This window comes from Streptomyces sp. NPDC101118, assembly GCF_044759445.1.
Taxonomy (GTDB): Bacteria; Actinomycetota; Actinomycetes; order Streptomycetales; family Streptomycetaceae; genus Streptomyces.
Window position 1 is genome coordinate 50,935 of sequence record NZ_JBIVZG010000005.1, and the last position, 18,994, is coordinate 69,928.

Genomic DNA, 18,994 nt, shown 5'->3' on the forward strand with positions numbered 1-18,994 from the left:
TCACCCTCCAAGCCCGATACGCACGATCCCACCCTTGCCCTCGATGTAATCTCGCACAGTGTTATGAACTCCATATTTGAACCAGAACTCGGCCTGAACACCCCTCTCGCCCGCCCTCTCGATGGTCCCCTTGATCTGGTTCCGCACCGACTTGCTGAGGAAGTTCTTCGGTCGGTTCACGGCCGCCCAACTCCGCTTCGCCTGAATGAGCGCATTGTCGGTGACTGAGTCGATCTCGCGCCCATCTATCACCTTGGACACGCCGCCCGTATGCAACCTCACCAAGTCTTCCCAGTGAAAGTCAGCCGCTCTACCCCACTGCCCCTGCGCGATGTACTTGCGTACAGTGTCGGAGATTTTCATCCCGCTGCAGTTGTGGACCAAGACCGGGATCTGGCCTGCAAGGACGTAGTAAGTGTGGGGCCCCGAAACCGTGAGGTTGAAGACGTCGCCCGCGGCCTGGTGGCGCTGGACCGCCGCAACCTTCACCAGGGTGCCCGCCGACGTCCGGAGCCAGGTGCCCGCGGTGAGGGCGGAGGCCGGCGTCCAGGACGACGTGGCCGGGACCCAGAAGGGGTGGCCGGACGTGGCCGTGAGGGTGGAGCGCTTGCCGTCCGGTGCGGCCACGGTCAGGTCGACGAGCTGCTTCTCGCCCGAGCCCTGGATCAGGGCTGTGACCGCCTGGGCTCCCGTCTCGCCCGTCTCCGGATCCGTGGCCAGGACCCGGTCGCCCACCGCCACGTCGGCAATCCGTTTGCGGGTGCCGTCCGCCATCAGGACGGGCGTATCGGCAGTGAAGCTGTTGCCGAGGCCGCAGCCCGGCATTGCCCACTTGGCACCGCCCCACGCGCCCAGCATGCCCATCGCGCAGCCCATGGCCGCCGAACGGCCCACCTGGCTCCAGTTGACCTTCCGGCTGGAGAGCCGCTGGGAGCCCCAGTCGAGCAGGCCGTCGATCAGCCCGCCGCCCAGGCAGCCGAGCAGCAGCGGGTTGTTGCCCGTCGGGTCGGTGAACGTCGTCGGCGAGGAGAGCGCGTACTCGTACAGGTTGGGGCCGCCGGCGAAGCCGCTCGGGTCCTGGGAGATGAACCGGCCCGTCTCCGGGTCGTAGTAACGGTCTCGGTAATACAGGAGGCCCGTGCCGTCCGCCTCACGGCCGGTGAAGGTGTGCCGGTTGGAGGTCGACTTCCCCGATCGGGTGGGCTGGCCGTACGGGTCGTACGTGTAGCGCGTGGCCACCGAGCCGTCCGGGTCGGCGAGGCCTACGACCGTGCCCAGGGCGTCCGTCAGGTAGACCTGGGTCTTGCCGTCCTCGGTACGCGTCAGGAACTCGTCCAGGCCGGAGGTCGCCACCGTGGCCGCCGTGGCGCCGGAACCCGTCTGCTCCACCAAGGGGTTCGATGCGTCGGTCAGGAAGCCTCGCTTGACGCCGCCGATCACCGCTTGGATGCGGTTGCCCAGGGCGTCGTACCCGAAGGACGAGTTCTGTCCGGACTTGGTGACCGCAGCCAGGCGGCCGCGTGCGTCCCACTTGTAGGTGCGCAGCCCGTCGTTCTTGAGCTGCCCTTCCGCGTCGTAGCTGAAGGAACGGTCGCCGAAGCGGGTGAGCCGGTTGTCCTTGCCGAAGACCGAACCCGATTCCGCGGCCGGCAGGGCAACGCGGGCCAGTGAGCCCCGCAGCCTCTCCTGGAGACCCCTGGCGTCCCGGGTGTACGCCAGGTCGCCGACCTTCGTCGTGCCCTTCGCGTAGGTGATGCCCTTGACCACTCCGGACCGGTCCAGGTCCGTGGTCCGCAGCATGCCGCCGGGCAGCGCCGCCGTCCGCTCGCGGCCGGCCGCGTCGAGTCCGAAGGTGACCTTCTGGGACCCGCTGGTGACGGAGGTGAGGATGGAGGAGTCGTCGTAGCCGTAGGCCGTTTTGGCGCCGGCCGCCGTCATGGTCAGGCGTCGGTCGGCCGCGTCGTAGGTGTAGGCGACGGTTCCCGAGGGCCCGCTGGTCGAGCGGAGCCGGTCCAACTTGTCGTAGGCGAACGTCGAGGTCCCGAGCCGGGTGTCCGTGATCTTCGCGAGGAGGTCGGCCTTGTCGTACGTGTAGGTGGCCGAGGACTCGGCCTTGCCCGCGAGGTTGACGCCGTACTGCGCCTCCTTTGGGCGTCCGAGCAGGTCGTACGTGGCCGTGGCGGCCTTGCCGAGCCGGTCCGTGACGCGCTTGACCCGTCCTGCCGCGTCGTAGGCGAAGGTCGCCTCCGCGCCGAGCGGGTCGCGAGCCGACTTGGGCCGGTCCGCCTGATCGTACGTCCAGGTCGTGCTGTTGTCCCGCGCGTCCTTGACGCTGGTGAGGTTGCCATTGGCGTCGTAGCCGTAGGCGATGGCGTGGCCGAGCGGGTCGGTGACCTTCTTCGGCTGGTTGAGCGCGTCCCAGCTGATGGTGGTACGTGAACCGGCCTCGTCGGTGAGGGCGGTGACGCGGCCGGCCGCGTCCAGGGTCCGGCGGCTGACGCGCCCCTCCGCGTCCTGGACGGAGACGAGGTCACCGCCCTGGTAGCCGTAGACCGTCACGCCGACCGGGTCGACGACGGAGGCCACTTGACCGCGGGGTGTGTACGTGAACGTGGTCAGGCGCCCCTCGGGGTCGGTGACCTGCCGCAGGTCGCCCTTCCCGTCGTAGACGAAGCGCGTTGCGTTGCCCAGTGCGTCCGTCGCCCTGCTGACCTGGTCGAAGGGACCTCCGTACTCCGCGGTGCCCGTGGTCCTGGCGTCCGCCGTGCCCGCCAGCTCCTTGGCCGAGGTGACGTGGCCGTTCGCGTCGTACGTCAGCTCGGTGCGCCGGCCGTACGGGTCGGTAACGGCGTCGATGCGGTGATACGAGCCGCGCTCGTACTCCGTACGGCGGGCCAGGCTCGTCCCGTAGGCCTGCGTGTCGGACACGCCGTAGCCGGAGGCGTCGAACTCCACGCGCCGCACCGTGCCGCCCGGCTGCGTGACCGTGGCGGCGGTGACCTTCTTGGCGGCGTTCGCGGTGTAGGTGAAGTCGTACGTGGCTCCCTCGGGCAGGGTCTGCTTCCTGACCCTGCCCGAGGAGTCGTAGGTGTTGGTGAGGTAGGTGATGCCTCGGGCGTCGACCGCCGTCCTGATGCGGTTGCTGGTGCCGTCGTACGTGTAGCGGATGGTCTTGCCCGCGGGGTCGGTGACGGAGGCGAGACGGCCGGCGCTGTCGTAGGCGTAGGCGACCTTGCGGCCCGTGTTGTCCCTGGCCTCCTTCACCCGGTGCTGGGTGTCGTAGGAGAGGCTGACCCAGCGGCCGCCGGGCGCGTCGATCCGGGTGATCTCTCCCTTGTCGCGGCTGAGGCGGGTGAGCTTGACGGCGTTGCCGTACCGGTCCCGGATCTCCTTGAGCGGTGCGTACTGCGGGAAGACCCAGACGCCGCCGTCACGGAAGCGGAGCTCCCAGGCACCCGCCTTGTCGTTGACGATCTTCGCTCCGCGCAGCTCGGACGGGGTGTCGACCGGCTCGAAAACCGCGTCGAGGTAGCCGGTGCCCGGCGATGTGCGCTTGAAGTGGACCTTCGCGCCGCCCGGCACGTACAGGTCGACCTCCTGGTACTGCTTCTCCGAGTGCAGGAAGGCGTTGTACGAGAGGTCGCGCCCGATGCCGAAGGCGCGCTTGCGGGTGTCGCCCTGCCAGTAGGTCCGGGTGACGTCGGCCGTGCCGAGGGCGCCGCCCACGGCCAGATCGGTGCGGCTGTCCGTGAGGAGTCCGGTGCTCAGGTCGACCGGGTCGCCGGAGAGCCAGTCGATCACGTCCTTGAGCCAGGACATGTCCCACGGGATGAGGTCGGAGATGTTGAACATCGCCCCGTGGAAGGCCCAGACGCGCGTCGTGGCGTCGGGGAGGACCTGGCGTCCGTCAGCGGAGACCTGGCCGCGGCCGTAGACGTACCAGCCGCGCTTGGCCGGGTCGTAGTCCATGAACTCCACGCGCGTGCCGGGCGGCTCGTGCGTGTAGTTGGGGTAGATGACCTGTGCGCCCTCCGGGAAGACGTACGTGCCACCGGGCTGGACCGTGAAGTAGACGGGGACGACGCTGTTCTTGGGGAGCGGGAACGGAGCGCGGTCGATCGGGATGGCGGTGATGCCCAGCTCGGTGACGGGCCTGCCGCGCTCGTCGCGGACCACCGACCCCTTGGGGATGCGGACCTCCAGTCCGGGGATCTGCGGGGTGGTCAGTACGACCTCCCGCTCGGCCGGGGCCTCGAAGCGGACGGTGTTGCGCGTGTCGAGCGGAGTCATCCACACCGGGAAGCCGAGCTCGCGCGTGGCTCCGGCCTTGGGCTCGATGTGTACGTCGAAGCGGCCGTAGCTGCGCTGCGCCGTGTTGGCCGTGGTGCCGTCGACCACCAGCGTGCGGGCGTCGTCGGCAATGCCGTCGAGGAGGAAGCGGCCCTGGGCGTCCGTGCGGCCGGTCCTGGCGCCAACGCGGACCGAGACCCCGGGGAGCGGCTTGCCGTCCAGCTTGAGGACGCGTCCGGTGAGGGCCGTGTGGCCGGGGGGTGCGCGCAATCCAGTGGCTGTGGGGGTGGCTGTCTCCGGCTTGCCGGTGAGCCAGTCGGTCCCGGCGAGGTTGGTCCTGCTCGGCCGCCAGGTGTCAGGGCCAGAGGGAACCTCAGCGAGCCGGCCGGCTGGTACGGGCTCGGTCGGAGCGGCCGCCTTGACCGCAGAGACGGTTCTCCTGGACAGGCCGAGGGTCAGGTCGCCGGTCTCCAGACCGATCGGTGCGGCCGTGACCGTGTAGGTCCCAGACTCCGGAAGTACGTCGAGGGCGAAGCTCGTTGCTTCCTTCGCCACGTAGCGCTCGCTGTGCAGGAACGTGCCGTCCGGCTGTCGGACGGACAGTTCCCAGGCAGCCGGGGCCCTGCCCACGGTGAGCGCGAGCGGCTGCCCCTTGGTGCCGGAGAAGGTGTACCGCGCGTTCTGGCCGGTCTTGGTCAGCTTGGCCGTGCGCTGGTCACCGTCGGCGGCGAGGGCGCCCGCCGCGACATCGGGTACGAGGGTCAGCGTGGCCTGTCCCCCGACCTTGCCCGGCAGGAGTGCGATGGAGTGCGTCCCCGCAGCCAGCGGGCCGCGGTGATCCACATCGTCCGTCGTGCCGCTGACCGGGTCGCTGACCGGAGTCTTCTCGCCGGGGCGGAGGGTCAGTACCCGGGCGGATTCGAGCGTGGAGTCCGATACGAGGAGGCTGTTTCCGTCACCGGCCTTCGCCGTGTACGCGAAGCGGAACTGCTGTCCGGGGCGGGCCGGTTTGGCAAGCGTGGGGACGTTTGGTGTGAGCGTTCCGAGCTGGACCGCCTTCGAGAACCACAGTTCGAGCGCCCCGGTGGTCGCCTCGTCCGGCTCCACGATCAGAGTATGGGTCCCGGCGGCGAGCCCATCGGCGTAGGCCACGCCCTCGGTGGCGTCGGGCAGGGATCCGAAGTACGAGGTCTTGCCTTCCGGCTTGACCAGCTTGAGGTCCACTCCTTCCGGCAGGGTGATGCCGGTGAAGCCGAACCCGATGACGCCGTCGTCAGGCGAAGCGAAGGAAGCCCGCACCCGCTGGCCCGGACGGCTCACCGTGGCCCGTGCCGAAGCACCGTCCACCGCCGGCCTGGCCACCACGTCGACTGAGAGCGTGAGCGAGGCCGATCCCGTCGCGCCGTACATGGGGTCGACGAGCACCTCGTACGTACCGGTCTCGGGCAGCTCCGGCAGCCCGAGTGCCCTGGACCTCCCAGCGCTGACGTACACGGAATCCAGGACCGCCACGCCCGAGGGAGCGAACACGCTGACGCGCATCGACTCGGTGAACTTGTTGTCCGTCAGGCCGAGCGAAAGGTGCCGGCCCTTCGTTCCGGCGAACGCGGATCGTATGTCCTGGCCGAACCGGGTGTTGTTCAGAGCACTCGACGCCCCTGTGGGCGTGGTCGGCGCCGCCTGCTCGGCCCGCGACACGGTGACCCTGGCCTGTCCGGTGTTGCCGGCGCCCGGGGACAGCTGGAGCGTGTAGCGGCCCGGGACCGGCAGTCGCCCGACCTCCCAGTCGGCCTTCTCGTCGGCGTCGGAGATGTACGCGACGGAATCGACCTGGTTGCCCTGCGGGTCGAACAGCCTGAGCGCCACCGCATCGTTGAACGTCGACGCGTCGATGCCGAAGCCGACGGCGTCGCCGGCCTCACCCTCGAAGTGGACCTCGGCCGTGTTCCCCTCGGTGGCCACCTTTACGGAGGGAGGCGAGGTGTCGTCGTACGAGGTCGAGACGGACGACTCGACCTCACCGACGGACCGGGTCACGGTGAACGTTGGCGTCGACGACGCCTGACCGTCAGCGGTCGCCACGGAGACCGGACCGGTCGTGGCGCCGGGTGGCACCTTCACGGTCAAGCTGGTGGAGGTCCGGGAGACGACCTCGGCAACGACGCCGTTGAACCGGACGACATTGGCGGTGAGGGTGGATGAGAAGCGAGACCCGGTGATGGTCACCGAAGCGCCCGCACCCCCGGTCACCGGGGTCAGCCTGGTGACGGACGGCGCCGCACCGGCGAGGGCGAAGACCTCGGCCGACTCGGCGGCGACGCCGGACACCGTCACCTTGACCTTGCCGTCGGACGCGCCCGACGGCACCGTCACGACCAGGCGGTTCTTCGTCGCAGAAACCACCGTGGCCGTCTTGCCGCCTACGGAGACCAGGTTGGCGTCACGCGTGGTGGAGAAGCCCGTGCCGGAGACGGTGACCTGCCGGCCCTTCGCGGCCCTCGGCGGGACCACGGAGAGCACGGAAACGCGGCTTGAGGGGTAGCGGTCGATTCCGAGACGGTTGCCCGCCGCGTCGTAGCGGTAGCGGGCGGTTTCGCCACCGGGATCCGTGATGCCGACGAGCCTGCCGGCCGCGTCGTACGCGTAGACCGCGTCGCTCGTGGCCGGTCTGGCCTCTGCTGCCGGAGGAGCCGCGGGCCCGGCGAGCGGCAGCTTCCGGGCAGGTGGAGTCGCGGGGCTCACTGCTTTCGGTGGCGGCGAGGCCTGGGCCGGGACCGCTCCTCCGGCAAGGGCCAGAGACAGCCCCAGCACAACTAGCGAACGCAAACGCACAGAAACCCGAGATCCCATGACGCCCTCCCCAGAGCAACGCACACCTCGCCGCGTACGCGACGAACTCCCGTTCCATGGCAACCGGCCTCAACCTACAGGGGGTCGATCGAATGGGAGAGCGGTTTTCAAGGGGATGTTCCTACTGGCGTTGCGTTAGCGAAGACAATCGGCCAGAAGTGGCCGACACGCAGGCATCAGGTGGGGGTCTGCGGGGTCCAGTAGGCGTGGGCGCCCTTGCGGGGGAGGGTTACCCAGGTGCGGGTGCCGCCACCCGGTTCGCGGGAGTCGCCGAAGCCCCAGGCGCCGCCGCATTCGCGGACGATGACCGCGAGGAGGCGGAGTGCGGAGCGGCGGCGGGCCTCGCAGAGGGCGGCGAGCCGCGGGCTCTCGTGGGACGCGTGGCCGTCGTAGACGATCAGCCGGAGCGCGTCGTCGCGGTAGCGGGCGGAGAGGTAGAGCTCCTGGCCGGGGTTCAGGTGGCAGGCGGCTGCCACCAGTTCGCCGGTGACCTGTTCGGCGACGGGCACGAAGCGGTCCATGCGGTGCGCGCGGAGGGCGGCGGTGACCGTGCTGCGCGCGATGCGCCCGCTGTACGGCTCCCCGGGGACGGTCAGGCTGCACGCGAGCCCTTCGGGCGGTGGTGCGTCCGTACGGGCTGCTGCCGGGGGTGAGGCGGGGCAGCCGGTCGCACGGGACGCGGGCAGGAAGGGGCTGAGCATCGCGGACTCCCTTGAGTGACGTGGCGTTTGTGGCATACGTGACTGATGGGGCGTGGCGAGTTCGACGCGCACGAATGGCTTCACGGTGCGGGTGGGGTGGTTGTGGCCTGTCGGTAGGCATGGGCATACCCAACCGATGCGCTTCAACTCCCGTTGCGTGAGCGGTGCGTTACTCAATGTAGAGCGGCGGGTGGCCTTTTGGCCACCCGATCAAGGAACTTGGACCAACTCGTGGCCCGAGCGCCACCTGCCGGGGCAGACTGCCCCCATGGCCCAGAGGACGTCACCCACCCAGCGGCAGCGGAGACTCGGTGCCGAGCTGCGCAAGATACGGCTGGCGGCGGGGGTTTCGGCCGAATCGGCGGCCGGCCTGCTGGGCGTCGACCGCTCCAAGGTGTCCGCCATCGAGTCGGGCATCCGCACCATCAGCGAGGAGCGCCTGCGGACGCTGGCGTGCCACTGCGACTGCGCCGACGAGCAGTACATCGCCGCCCTCGTGGAGATGGCACAGCCGCGGCAGCGGGGCTGGTGGGAGCGGTACCGCGGGTCGTTGTCGGCGGCGTTGCTGGACATCGCGGAACTGGAAGCGCACGCGAGCCGCATGCACTACGCGCACTCCGTGCACATTCCCGGGCTCCTGCAAACCAGCGACCACGCACTCGCGATCTTCCGGTTTGCGGTGCCTGCCCTACCCGAGCAGGAGCTGGCGCTGCGCCTGGCCCTTCGGATGGAACGGCAGCAGGTGCTGGAAGGCGTCGGCGCACCCGAATACCGGGGCATGGTGCACGAGGCGGCCCTGCGTATGCAGTTCGGCGGCCCGAAGGTGGCCCGTTCGCAACTGGAGCACCTGCTGCACATGTCCGAGCACGACAACGTCATCCTGCGCGTGCTGACGTTCGAAGCCGGCGGCTTTCCCGGCGCCGGCCAGACGGTCAACTACGTACAGGGCCGGGTGCCCCAGCTCGATACCGTCCAGGTGGACAGCACCCACGGTCCCGACTTCCTCCACGCGGACGCCCAGCTCGCCAAGTACCGCGCCCACCTGGAATGGATGGAGCGGCTCAGCCTGACGCCGGAGGCGTCGCGGGACTTCATCCACCACCTGGCTCGCCAACTCTGAGGAGACCCGATGGCCGACATCGTCTGGGAAGAACCCTTCTGCGCCGAAGGCGCGAGCTGCTACCGCATCGGCGTTGACGCCGAAGGGAACAGCTACATCGCGGTCGCCGGGAGCGAGGAGCGGTACCTCACCGACTCCGGCGAAGCCCTCCGGCAGCTGATCCGCGACATCAAGGCAGGCAAGGCGGACCACCTGCTGTAGGCCGGACGGGACGGTAGGCCACCCGGCGCACCCGTCGCGCACCGGGCGGGACCGCGTGGTGCGGTGGGAGCCGGAACAGAACGACCGCCTACCCGGGGCCGCCCATGTCCACGTACATCACCATCGCCATCATGGCCGTCGCCCTGGTCGGCGGCCTGCTCGCCAACCACCTGCGGCGCCGTCGGCACGTCAACGCGGACGGGGAGGACGACGGGGAGGAGGCATCGGTCAGCGACCTGATCAGCCCGCTCGAAACCCTCGCCGTGCTGCTGGTCGCCTTCGTGATCGTCGTCGCGGCGGAGTCGTACGGCGCCGCCGGCACCGCCGTGGGCGCGGAGGCGCACCGCGTGGACCAGCTGTACGAGGTGGCCGACTACGCCCCCGAGCCCCAGCGCGAGGGACTCCAGGGTGCGGCCGTCTGCTACGCGCGCGCCATCATCACGTACGAGTGGCCCACGATGGACGGGAACGGCGTGAAGGCGCCCCAGGCGTCGGTCTGGTCGGGCGAGTTCCGCCGGCAGTTCAAGGCCCTGGCCCAGAAGGGGGACGACACGTCGTTCCCCCTCCTCGTGGAGGCCGACGACCAGCGGTCCGTCGCCCGTCAGACCCGGCTCTCGGAGGCGGCGCCCGCGATCCCGTCGGTCGTGTACTGGTTCATGGTGCTCTCGCTCGCCGCCACCGTCGGCGCCTTCGCCTTCGGGCTGCCCCGCAAGCGCGGACCCGCGCACCTGGCACTGCTCGTGGTGCTGGCGGCGCTGTTCACCGGGTCGCTGCTGCTCATCGAGGACATCGACCGGCCGTTCTCGGGCAGCATCAGGATCACGAGCGAGGCGATGGCCGACACGGCCGGCGACATCACCGAGGACTTCGCCGAGGACCACCCGGGCCGGCCCCTCCCCTGCGACGAGAACGGGATCCGGGTCAAGGCGTAAGTGTGGGCCCTGGGCCCCGTCAACAGCTCGCGGCCGGTCGGACCCGGCCCGGGAACCGGCCATTCCCCCGCGCCCCCGCCGCACGCCGGCCGGGGGCGCGACAGCATTCCGGGCGCCAGGTCATTCCGTACGTCCACGCACCACGGAAGGAACCCAGCCCCATGAAGAAGCTCGGCAGGCGCATCGCACGGTTAGGCGCCACCTTCTCCGCAGCCGTCGCGCTGCTCGCCTTCGGCCCCACGGGCGAGGCGTCCGCGGCGGCCCTCGCGGCCGGCCCGTACCTGATCTTCAACAACGTCACCGGTAAGTGCGTCGACCTCCCGAACTACGGCCCGGGCACGGTCAACGGCGGCGTCTACCAGTACACCTGCAACGGCACCTCCGGCGACAACCAGCTCTTTCACTTCGACTACCAGGGCGTCATCGGCGGGTACCTCCAGTACACGATCCGCAACGCGAAGGACGGCCTCTGCCTGGACGTCCCGAACTACGGGCCGGTCGCCGCGGGCACCGTGGTCACCGAGTACTGGTGCCGCCCGAGCGGCGACAACCAGCTCTACTGGCTCTCCCAGCGGCCCGACGGGCACTTCTGGCTCGTCAACCAGGCCAGCGGGCTGTGCCTGGACGTGGACGGGGTGCGGACCGGCGGCAACGACGCGAAGCTCACGCTCTACTACTGCAGCGACAGCGACGACCACCACTGGTCGCTCTACAGCTGACGGCGAGGGGTCAGAGCCGGCGGTCGGTCTCGTCGATGGGGACGTCGTTGATGCTCGCCTCGCGGCGGCGCATCAGCCCGTCCCCGTCGAACTCCCACTGCTCGTTGCCGTGGCTGCGCCACCACTGGCCGTCCGCGTCGTGCCACTCGTACTCGAAGCGGACCGAGATGCGGTTGCCGGTGTACGCCCACAGCTCCTTGCGCAGCCGGTAGTCCAGCTCGCGCTGCCACTTCTCGCGCAGGAAGGCGCGGATCTCGTCGCGGCCGGTCAGGAAGCGGTCGCGGTTCCGCCAGACCGAGTCCTCGGTGTAGGCGAGGGCGACGCGCTCGGGGTCGCGGGTGTTCCAGGCGTCCTCGGCGGCCTGGACCTTGGCGCGGGCGGACTCCTCGGTGAACGGCGGCAGGGGCGGGCGCGGGTTCATGGCGGATCCCTTCGGGGGGCGGGGAGGGTCGGAGAGGGGTCGGGGAGGGGTCGGGGAGAGATTGGAGAACGATCGTTCTCCGTTCTGTCCGGAGCCTAGAGAACGGCCGTTCTCCGCGCAAGCGATAATGGCGGCATGAGCACCGACACCGAGGACAGGACCCGCCTGCTGGACGCCGCCGAGGCGCTCTTCTACGCCCACGGCGTGCAGGCCGTCGGCATGGACCGGCTGCGCGCCGAGTCCGGCGTCCCGCTCAAGCGGCTGTACCGGGTCTTCCCTGCGAAGGAGGCGCTCGTGGCGGCGTACCTGGAGCGCCGGGACGAGCGGTGGACGACCTCGCTGCGCACGTACGTACTCGCGCGCCCGGACGCCCGCGAGCGGGTGCTCGCCGTCTTCGACTGGCTGGGCGAGTGGTTCGCCGAGCCGGGCTTCCGCGGGTGCGCCTTCCTGAACGCGTACGGGGAGCTGGGCACCGCGGTGCCGGCGGTGACCGAGGTCGTACGGGCCCACAAGGCGCGGCTGCGGGGGTTCCTGGTCGAGCTGGCCGAGGGGGCGGGCGGGGGTGACGGCCTCGCCGACCGGCTGATGGTGCTGGTGGAGGGGGCGACGGTGGTGGCGGGGGTGGCCCCGGCCCTGACGGCAGCGCCCGCCGCGCAGGCGCGGGAGGTGGCGGAACTGCTCCTCACCCGGACGAGGGGTGCGGGCCAGGACCCGGGCGGCGCGGCCCGGGGCGCACTAACCTGAGGAAACAGGGCAGGGACCAGCACCCAGAACCGCCAGGCGGAGGACTCCGGTGACCCGCATGACCGAGCAGGCCACACCCATAGAGACGGCGACACCGCCGACCTTCGACGCGCTCCTGCGCACGGTCGAGGAGATGGACACGCCAGACGGCTTCAAGGCCGAGCTCATCCGGGGGAAGATCATCGTGTCACCGTGGTCCAAGCTGCGCTATTCCAGGCCCATGCGTGATTTGCGCGCGCAGCTCCAGGCGCAGGCCCCGAAGGGCCACTTTGCCGACACTTCGCCGTTCCTCTTTTCGTTCCCGGGCGCACACCGCGCCTTCGGACCGGATCTCTACGTGGTGGACGAGTCCGCATTCGACGCCGACGGACGGCACGCTGACGGGGAGGCTCTCTCCCTGGTCGCGGAGTTCACCTCCGTGTCGACGAAGGACGCGGACTGGGAAGAGAAGCTCGACGTGTACGGGCGGCTGGTGCCGGTGTACCTGGTCGTGGACATGCAGGAGTCGGAGATCACCTGCTTCTCCGACCCCTCTCCGCACGGTTACCGGTCCAGGACGACGGTCTCGTTCGGGGAGCCGCTGCGCGTCCCCGAGCCGTTCGGCTTCGAGCTCGACACGTCCACGTTCGCGTCCGCCGGGTCCTAGTCCCGGCGCTCGCGTTCGGCGTTCTCGGCCTGGGCCTTCGCGTCGGCCTCGGCCTGGCGGGCGCGGTCCATGGCGGCGAGTTCGGCCGGGGTGGCGTTGCAGAGGCCGGCCACCTGCCGGCCGCCGATGCAGTCCTTCTCGCGTTCCAGGGTGGCGGCCGCCTGCGCTGCCCGGCGGGCGGCTTCCGCGGCGGCGATCCGGGCGGCCTTCGCGTCCCCCGCCTCGCGGGCCTGCCGGGCCTCGCGGGCGGCGCGTTCGGCCTGGTCGGCGAGGGTGCCGACCTCGCCCGCGGCGCCGGCGATGTGGTTCCGGTCGCCGGTGCCGGGGGTGCCCGTGCCGAGGCCGTTGTCGTTGCCGGCGCCGACTGCTCCTGCGCCGCCGCCGATGCCGCCGCCGATGCCGGTGCCTGTTCCGGCGCCGACGACTCCTGCGCCGCCCCCGACGCCGCCGATGCCTCCGGCGCCGTACCCGGGGATGAGGATGGCGCCGGCGTCCTGGAGGAAGTCACCGGCCCGGCGTCGGGTGCCTTCCTGGCCGCCTTCGCCGATGCCGCGCTGTCCTTCGGTGCCGCCTGAGGTGGCGTGCCGCCGTCCGTCCGTACCGCCGTTGGTGGCCCGCTGGCCCTCCGTGGTGGCCGCGCCTCCGCCGGCGCCGCCCAGGGCTCCGCCGCCGCCCCCGCCCACGGCACCGCCTCCGACGCCGCCGAGCGCTCCTCCACCGCCGCCGCCCACGGCACCGGCCCCGACGCCACCCAGCGCTCCCCCGCCGCCGCCGATGGCGCCGCCGCCCAGGCCGGCCGCCGTGCTGCCGCCTTCGAGGCCGCCGCTCGCGCGCCGCCGGCCGTCGGAGCTGTCGTCCTCCCCGCGTTGGCGGCCGCTGCCCTCGCCCGGGCCGGGCTCGCCGGTGGGGTCGGGCCACGGCGGCCTGATGAGCGGCTTGCCGGCGAGGTCGCCCGTACCGTCTCCGCCACAGGACCCGCCACCGCCCAGGGCGCACACGGCCTGCTCAAGCCGGCCGGTGACCTGGCCGCCCACACTGCTGACCGCCATCGCACCGATGATCACGACCACGACGAGGACGATGCCCAGGTATTCGACGGCACTCTGACCCCTGTCCCCGCCCCTTCCTCCTCCGCGTCCGATCCCGAACCAGGCGCGGCTCTCGGGGTGGGCGAGCGCGAGGACGATCAGGAGCGGTACGAGGAGCTGGCTGTAGCCGCGCAGGTCGCCGCGGAGGGCAGTGGCGGCGGCGAAGAGCAGCAGCCAGGCCTGTACGAGCACGATGCCGGCCCAGACCACCAGCCCACCGGTCCTGACCAGCCGGGCCAGCACCCAGGCCAGCAGCCCGGGCGCGGCGGTGACGGCGAGGCTGCCGAACAGCGCACCGTCCAGCCGACCCTGGGCCAGCAGCATGCCGGCGGCGCCGAGCAGCGTGAACCCGAACAGCACGTAGAGCAGCACGACCACGGCCCTCAGCTGCGTGGGCATCCCGGGGTCGTGGGCCCGCGGTCCCCCTCCCCCGTACGCGAATGCCGGGGCTGCTGCCCCGGTGGTCGAACGTCTCCCCGAACCGGCCATCGCTTCGTCTCCCCCTCGGCTGGCGCCCGTTGCGTCTGTCTGGTGTGCGGTGTGCGGGTGTGCACGTACACGTACGCGTGCCAGAACCGGCCCCGCCGGGTGGGTGGCGGAGCCGGTTCTGACATGGACCGACGGTGCGGAGGTCGGTTGGTTCGTCTGTTCGTTCCTGTACTACTTCCCTTGCTACTGCCCGCCCTCACCGCGCGGGAAGGAGATCTCGACGCGGCGGTTCTTCTTGCGGCCTTCCTCGCTGCCGTTGTCGGCGATCGGGTAGTCCTCGCTGTAGCCGCGGATGTCGAAGGTGATGCCGGGGTCGAGGTCCTTGGCGAGCTGTCGCTGGACGGCGTCGGCGCGCTGCTTGGAGAGCACCTTGCCGTGCTCGTAGGTGCCGAGGTTGTCGGTGAACCCGAAGACGCGGACCTTGGTGGCCTTCTGCTTGTTGATCTCGGCGGCGATGGCCTGGATGCGGGCGGTGGCCCGGGCGTTGAGGACGGCGCTGTCCTTGGGGAACAGCACCTCGGCTTGCAACGCCATCATCACGGTCTCATTGGTGTCCTCACGGCGCTCCTCGCCCCCTAGGTCCTCAACAACCTGAGCGATGTCGAGCACCTTGGGAGGCGCCAGGGTGGCACCCTGCGGCAGCTTCAGCCCCGGCGAATTGGAGTCGATCGGCACGGGTGCCTCGGCGTCGGCTTCCGTGCCCGGCGGAACCGACGGCTTGTCATCCGCGCGTACCGACGTTGCACCAAGTACATGCGCTCCGGCAATGAACAGCACCGCAGCGGCGGTGGTGGCGACCAGATGTGTTGGCCTTGCACGTCCTGGCTTGGCATTGTCGGCCATATCGTCACCCGGAGATCTTGATAGTCGCCGTCGCGAAGGTGGGAAGGCTGAAGTCGACCTCAGCCGTCCCCTCTGGCGGAGCCGGGAATTGCATGAAGACGTTGAGCGTCTTCTTCGGCATGGCCAAACCCAAGCCAGTCGTGCAGAGGCAACGCCCGTCTGTGTCGCGGAGCGTGTAGTAGCGCTTCTTCCCCAGCTTGTCGACGAGCGTGGCTCCCGCGACCGAGTTTGGATTCTTGGAGACTACATCCACCTCGATCCCTGCCCACGGCGAGGTGTTGACAGGCGAATCTCCCTCATTGGTGATGCTTCCGCTGACAGTGAGGAACCCACCAGCATCGCGCTTGGCTTCGTTGATGGTGAATACCACCCCACCCGTCCCCTTGACCTCAGCAAGCTTCATCCGAGGCTCGCTGGCGCCTTCGCTCGACGGGTCAATCGTTGGCTTGGAGTTCTGAGCATCAGCGGACTTGGACGGCGACTTCGACTCCGGCTCGCTACCGCCATCCCCTCCGCAACCGGACACGGCGAGGACCAATGCGGCCGCCACGGCGATGGCGGCCGCCCCCCGGCGGGCCTTCGTAGTGCTCCGAATGCTCATGTATGACGGTTCCTTGTCTCGTTCGATTTGCTGTCAGTCGGCCAAGCGCACATCAAAGAGCACTTTCGCGAGGGTGCGCCAGGGGTCAAGGTCGCTGGGGTCGATGCGCACCGGGCGGCCCTTGCACGTGATCTCGAAGGGGCCTGACGGACGGTCCGAGTCGCTGTCCGGCGGGGGGTCGGTCCACGACCCGATCTCACAGCGGGGTTCGATCACTGCAGTGGCGCTGGCCTTGGCATGGATGTTTTCAGTGCCGGGAACTACAGAGTTGCCCACCGCGCTTGTGGTCTGGACAGCGACATGAAACCGCGGAGTGGCGACGTGACACCCTCCAGCTACCACCTGCGCCGAGTTCGCCGCCGCGAAATCCTCAGCGGCTGCGCAGGACTGCGCAGCCGAGAAGGCCTTGCCGTCGAGCATGGCTTCCCATCCATCTCGGTCCAGTAGGCCCAGATGCCAGCCAGGGCCGAGAGTGTCCCTGGCTTCTTGAGCAGCCGCCAGCGCCGCCGCATCAGCAGCCCCCTGCGCACCGTTTCGCTTGGCGGCCGCTTGGCCGACGGCGAAGAAGGCAAGCGCAAGAAAGAGCAGGCCCGCCACCATCCACGCATAGATGGGGAAAGCCTGCCCTTTGTCGCGATTAGCGAGACGGAGCATCAGCCAGCGGTGATGGACCCGACGAGTCCGGTGATCCGAGCGGTGATCGCGCCGCCGATGCCAGACGCGACGATCCCCGCGATCAGCGCCACGACCACCAGGATGATGCCCAAGTACTCGAAGGCGGTCTGCCCCCGGTCCTTCGCCGCGTAGCGCTTCTGGATACGTGCGACCGCCGTGTCGGCCCAGCCGTTCACGCGCACCGTGGCCTTGAGCATCGTGTTGTTCGACATGGGATTCCCCTCCCGGTCCGGCCGACCGGTGATCGGCCGACGCGCAAGTCTCGGTAGAGTCGTCGCGCTTCCCGGCCTGTTCGCCGGTCGCGCTTTCGACACTGGAAACGTACGGCCGGAGCACCTTCCCGCTGGAGGGCCCCAGGGCCCACTGTCGGGCCCAATCTACGATTAGGGCCCCCGGGCCCGGGTGACGCTCACGCATGGCCCACCCCCGGGCGGGCCGTGCCCAGCCAGACCGCGATGGCCTCGCTGCGGCTGGCGGTGTGGAGCTTCGCGAAGATGCGGTTGATGTGGTTCTTGACCGTCTTCTCGCTGATGAAGCAGGTGGCGGCGATCTGCTGGTTGCTCATCCCGGATGCGATCAGGTCCATGATCTCCACCTCCCTCGAACTCAGCCCGAAACCGGTGCGATTGTGTGCCCGCTCAGAAGACTGTGCCATATGCGGTTGCGTTTGCGAAGGGGTGTGCTGAGGAATCCCGGCATACGGAATACCCGTCGCAAAGACCTGCCCCAACCCTTCCGGCAGCGGACCCCGGCCCGTCACCCCCTCCCGCACTTGCGCCAGCAACGCACTCGCGGCCGTCGCCGTGAAGTGGGCCCGGCCCTCCTTCACGTCCCGTACGGCGTGCACCAGCTGGTCGGCGGTGAACTCGCCGTGCACCAGGTACCCGCCGGCGCCCAGCCTCAGCGCCTCACGGACGATCTCGTTCTCGCGGCTGTACGTCAACATCATCACGGGAGCGATCTGCACCAGGTACGGCAGCGCGGAGATGCCGTCGACACCCGGCATCCGCACGTCGAGCAGGACCACGTCCGGCCGGTGCTGCTGGGCGAGTTGGACGGCCTGGCGGCCGTCGGTGGCCTCGGCGACCACCTCGATGTCCGCGCGGCCGCCGAGCAGGACCGTGAGGCCCGCCCGTACGACGGGGTTGTCGTCGGCGACGACCACGCGGAGCGGAGGGGACTGGAAGGGATCGGGGAACGCCGCGGCCGGCGGGGGGACCGGCACGTGGGCGGGCGTGTGCTCGGAGCGGAGCGGTGCGGCTCCGGAGCTGCTGTGCTGGGATACGTGGAACGGGTCGTCCGGCATGGGTGCGGCCTCCTCTCGTGGGGTTGCGGGGACGTGAGCGGGAACGTGCGGTTCTAGTGCGGGGTCAGGGCCGCCACCGGGAGGTCGAGGCGTACCTCCGTGCCGGAGGCGGTGCGGCCGCGGCCGATGCGGATGCGGGCGCCGATGGAGGCGGCGCGCTCGACCATGCCGACCAGGCCGAAGTGGCCGGACCTGCGGAGTTCTTCGAGGGTGGTGCCGGGCGGCAGGCCCGTCCCGTCGTCCAGCACGCTGATGCGGAGCAGGCTGTTGACGATGCCTGCTTCGACCACCACGTGCCGGGCCCGGGCGTGCCGGTGGGCGTTCTCCAACGCTTCGGAGGCGACGGTGAGGAGTTCGCGGGCGACGGTGTGCGGTACGGCGGGGACGGGAGTGGATCCGAGGCGGCGGAACTCGGCCGGGATGCCGGTCCGCGCACCGAAGTCACGTACGCGTGCGTCGAGTTCCTCCCCGACCTGGACGCCGCCGTCCAGGTCTCCGTCGCGGCGCAGGTCGGCCAGCAGTTCGCGCGATTCCGCGGCCGCCCGGCGGGCCGCGCGCGCCACCACCTCGGCCTGGTGCTTCACCGTGAGCGGGTCCATGCGGCCGGCCGAGGCGGCCAGCCCGTCCGCGGCGAGGGCGAGGCCGTGCAGGGTCTTGGCCACCGAGTCGTGCATCTCCCGTGCGAGGCGGGACCGCTCCTCGCCCACGGCCTCGGTGACGGCGAGGCGGGCGCGGGTCTCGGTGAGCGCCTGGCTGGCGGTGCCGAAGCGGAAGAGGAGGTTGCGCAGGGCCACGCCCACGGCGCCCGCGATGAGACAGAGCCCCGGCAGCATGACGGCCCCCACGGCCGTGGCTTTCAGATCTGAGTCAACCGAGTACGCGCCAGCCACAGCCACCGCCTGCAGGGCGGCATAGACGGCCGACCCCCGCCAGCCGTACACCAGTCCTGCCAGCAACGGTGTGCAAACGATGACGAAGCCGAGCGGGGATTCAGGGGTCGCGGTTATCAGCAGCAGGGTGCTGAAGAACATGTCGACAGCCAGCACCCAGCGGTACTTCAAGAGCATCGGCCCGAAGCGCTCCCAGTCGCGGAAGAGCACATACGAGCCCATGAACGTGACCAGTACGGCCGCGCCCACGAGCCATGTGGCCAGGCCCGGGGCGGTACGACCCAGCGCGAAGGGTGCGCCCAGAGCGATCATGGCGAGGCGGAAGCCGAACACCTGGCGGCACATGGCCTGCAGGGCGTTGACCTGAATCGAGAGGGCCGGCGCAGGGTGCTGGACCACTCCCGGCCGGGCGGGTGCGTCCAGCTCCCGCAACGGTCGGCGCAGCTGGATCGTGGGCTGGGTCAGGTGGGCGCCCACG

General features: G+C 70.2%; 16 protein-coding genes. 6 read left to right on the forward strand and 10 right to left on the reverse strand.

What is annotated here, in order from left to right; genetic code table 11:
- Complete coding sequence (locus tag ACIQUQ_RS11310) at nt 1–7,032, reverse strand: restriction endonuclease fold toxin (RefSeq protein WP_403973967.1); 7,032 nt, start codon at nt 7,030–7,032, stop codon at nt 1–3.
- 284 nt (nt 7,033–7,316) lie between these two features.
- Nucleotides 7,317–7,841, reverse strand: a complete 525-nt coding sequence (locus ACIQUQ_RS11315) for an ATP-binding protein (RefSeq protein ID WP_403973969.1) — start codon at nt 7,839–7,841, stop codon at nt 7,317–7,319.
- Nucleotides 7,842–8,109: 268 nt separating this feature from the next.
- Between ACIQUQ_RS11315 and ACIQUQ_RS11320 the strand changes: the two genes are divergently transcribed.
- From ACIQUQ_RS11320 to ACIQUQ_RS11335, 4 genes are all read left to right on the forward strand, one after another.
- Entirely contained in the window at nt 8,110–8,961 is an 852-nt protein-coding gene (locus ACIQUQ_RS11320; protein ID WP_403973972.1) for a helix-turn-helix domain-containing protein, read from the forward strand.
- Between the two features lie 9 nt (nt 8,962–8,970).
- Nucleotides 8,971–9,162: a hypothetical protein gene (locus ACIQUQ_RS11325; RefSeq protein WP_403973975.1), complete on the forward strand. Its 192-nt coding sequence runs from the start codon at nt 8,971–8,973 to the stop codon at nt 9,160–9,162.
- A gap of 104 nt (nt 9,163–9,266) precedes the next feature.
- A complete protein-coding gene (locus ACIQUQ_RS11330; RefSeq protein ID WP_403973977.1) occupies nt 9,267–10,094 on the forward strand; it encodes a hypothetical protein in 828 nt (275 codons plus the stop codon).
- A 161-nt stretch (nt 10,095–10,255) separates the two neighbouring features.
- Nucleotides 10,256–10,813: an RICIN domain-containing protein gene (locus ACIQUQ_RS11335; protein ID WP_403973980.1), complete on the forward strand. Its 558-nt coding sequence runs from the start codon at nt 10,256–10,258 to the stop codon at nt 10,811–10,813.
- Between the two features lie 10 nt (nt 10,814–10,823).
- On the opposite strand, the gene ACIQUQ_RS11340 is transcribed toward ACIQUQ_RS11335, so the two are convergent.
- Entirely contained in the window at nt 10,824–11,234 is a 411-nt protein-coding gene (locus tag ACIQUQ_RS11340; protein ID WP_403973983.1) for a nuclear transport factor 2 family protein, read from the reverse strand.
- Between the two features lie 135 nt (nt 11,235–11,369).
- Here ACIQUQ_RS11340 and ACIQUQ_RS11345 point away from each other — a divergent pair, with 135 nt between their 5' ends.
- A complete protein-coding gene (locus ACIQUQ_RS11345; RefSeq protein WP_403973986.1) occupies nt 11,370–11,978 on the forward strand; it encodes a TetR/AcrR family transcriptional regulator in 609 nt (202 codons plus the stop codon).
- Between the two features lie 58 nt (nt 11,979–12,036).
- Nucleotides 12,037–12,624 (forward strand): Uma2 family endonuclease, encoded by a 588-nt coding sequence (locus ACIQUQ_RS11350; RefSeq protein WP_403974508.1) that lies wholly within the window; start codon nt 12,037–12,039, stop codon nt 12,622–12,624.
- Here ACIQUQ_RS11350 and ACIQUQ_RS11355 read toward each other — a convergent pair.
- The 7 genes from ACIQUQ_RS11355 to ACIQUQ_RS11385 form a co-directional block, all read right to left on the reverse strand.
- Nucleotides 12,621–14,111 carry a hypothetical protein gene (locus tag ACIQUQ_RS11355; RefSeq protein ID WP_403973989.1) on the reverse strand — a complete coding sequence of 497 codons (1,491 nt, stop codon included), beginning with the start codon at nt 14,109–14,111 and terminating at the stop codon, nt 12,621–12,623. The two genes, ACIQUQ_RS11350 and ACIQUQ_RS11355, sit on opposite strands and share 4 nt — an antisense overlap.
- A 273-nt stretch (nt 14,112–14,384) precedes the next feature.
- A complete protein-coding gene (locus ACIQUQ_RS11360) occupies nt 14,385–15,044 on the reverse strand; it encodes an OmpA family protein (protein WP_403973991.1) in 660 nt (219 codons plus the stop codon).
- Between the two features lie 4 nt (nt 15,045–15,048).
- Nucleotides 15,049–15,645, reverse strand: a complete 597-nt coding sequence (locus tag ACIQUQ_RS11365) for a hypothetical protein (protein WP_403973993.1) — start codon at nt 15,643–15,645, stop codon at nt 15,049–15,051.
- A gap of 33 nt (nt 15,646–15,678) precedes the next feature.
- Nucleotides 15,679–16,299, reverse strand: coding sequence for a pilus assembly protein TadG-related protein (locus ACIQUQ_RS11370; RefSeq protein ID WP_403973995.1), 621 nt, complete (start codon nt 16,297–16,299; stop codon nt 15,679–15,681).
- The gene (locus ACIQUQ_RS11375) at nt 16,299–16,532 is read right to left on the reverse strand and encodes a hypothetical protein (protein ID WP_403973998.1); all 234 of its coding nucleotides are present in this window, start codon (nt 16,530–16,532) and stop codon (nt 16,299–16,301) included. The genes ACIQUQ_RS11370 and ACIQUQ_RS11375 overlap by 1 nt, the downstream gene beginning before the upstream one ends.
- Before the next feature lie 197 nt (nt 16,533–16,729).
- The gene (locus ACIQUQ_RS11380; protein WP_403974000.1) at nt 16,730–17,626 is read right to left on the reverse strand and encodes a response regulator; all 897 of its coding nucleotides are present in this window, start codon (nt 17,624–17,626) and stop codon (nt 16,730–16,732) included.
- 53 nt (nt 17,627–17,679) lie between these two features.
- Nucleotides 17,680–18,993 carry a sensor histidine kinase gene (locus ACIQUQ_RS11385; protein WP_403974002.1) on the reverse strand — a complete coding sequence of 438 codons (1,314 nt, stop codon included), beginning with the start codon at nt 18,991–18,993 and terminating at the stop codon, nt 17,680–17,682.
- Between the last annotated feature and the right edge of the window lies 1 nt (nt 18,994).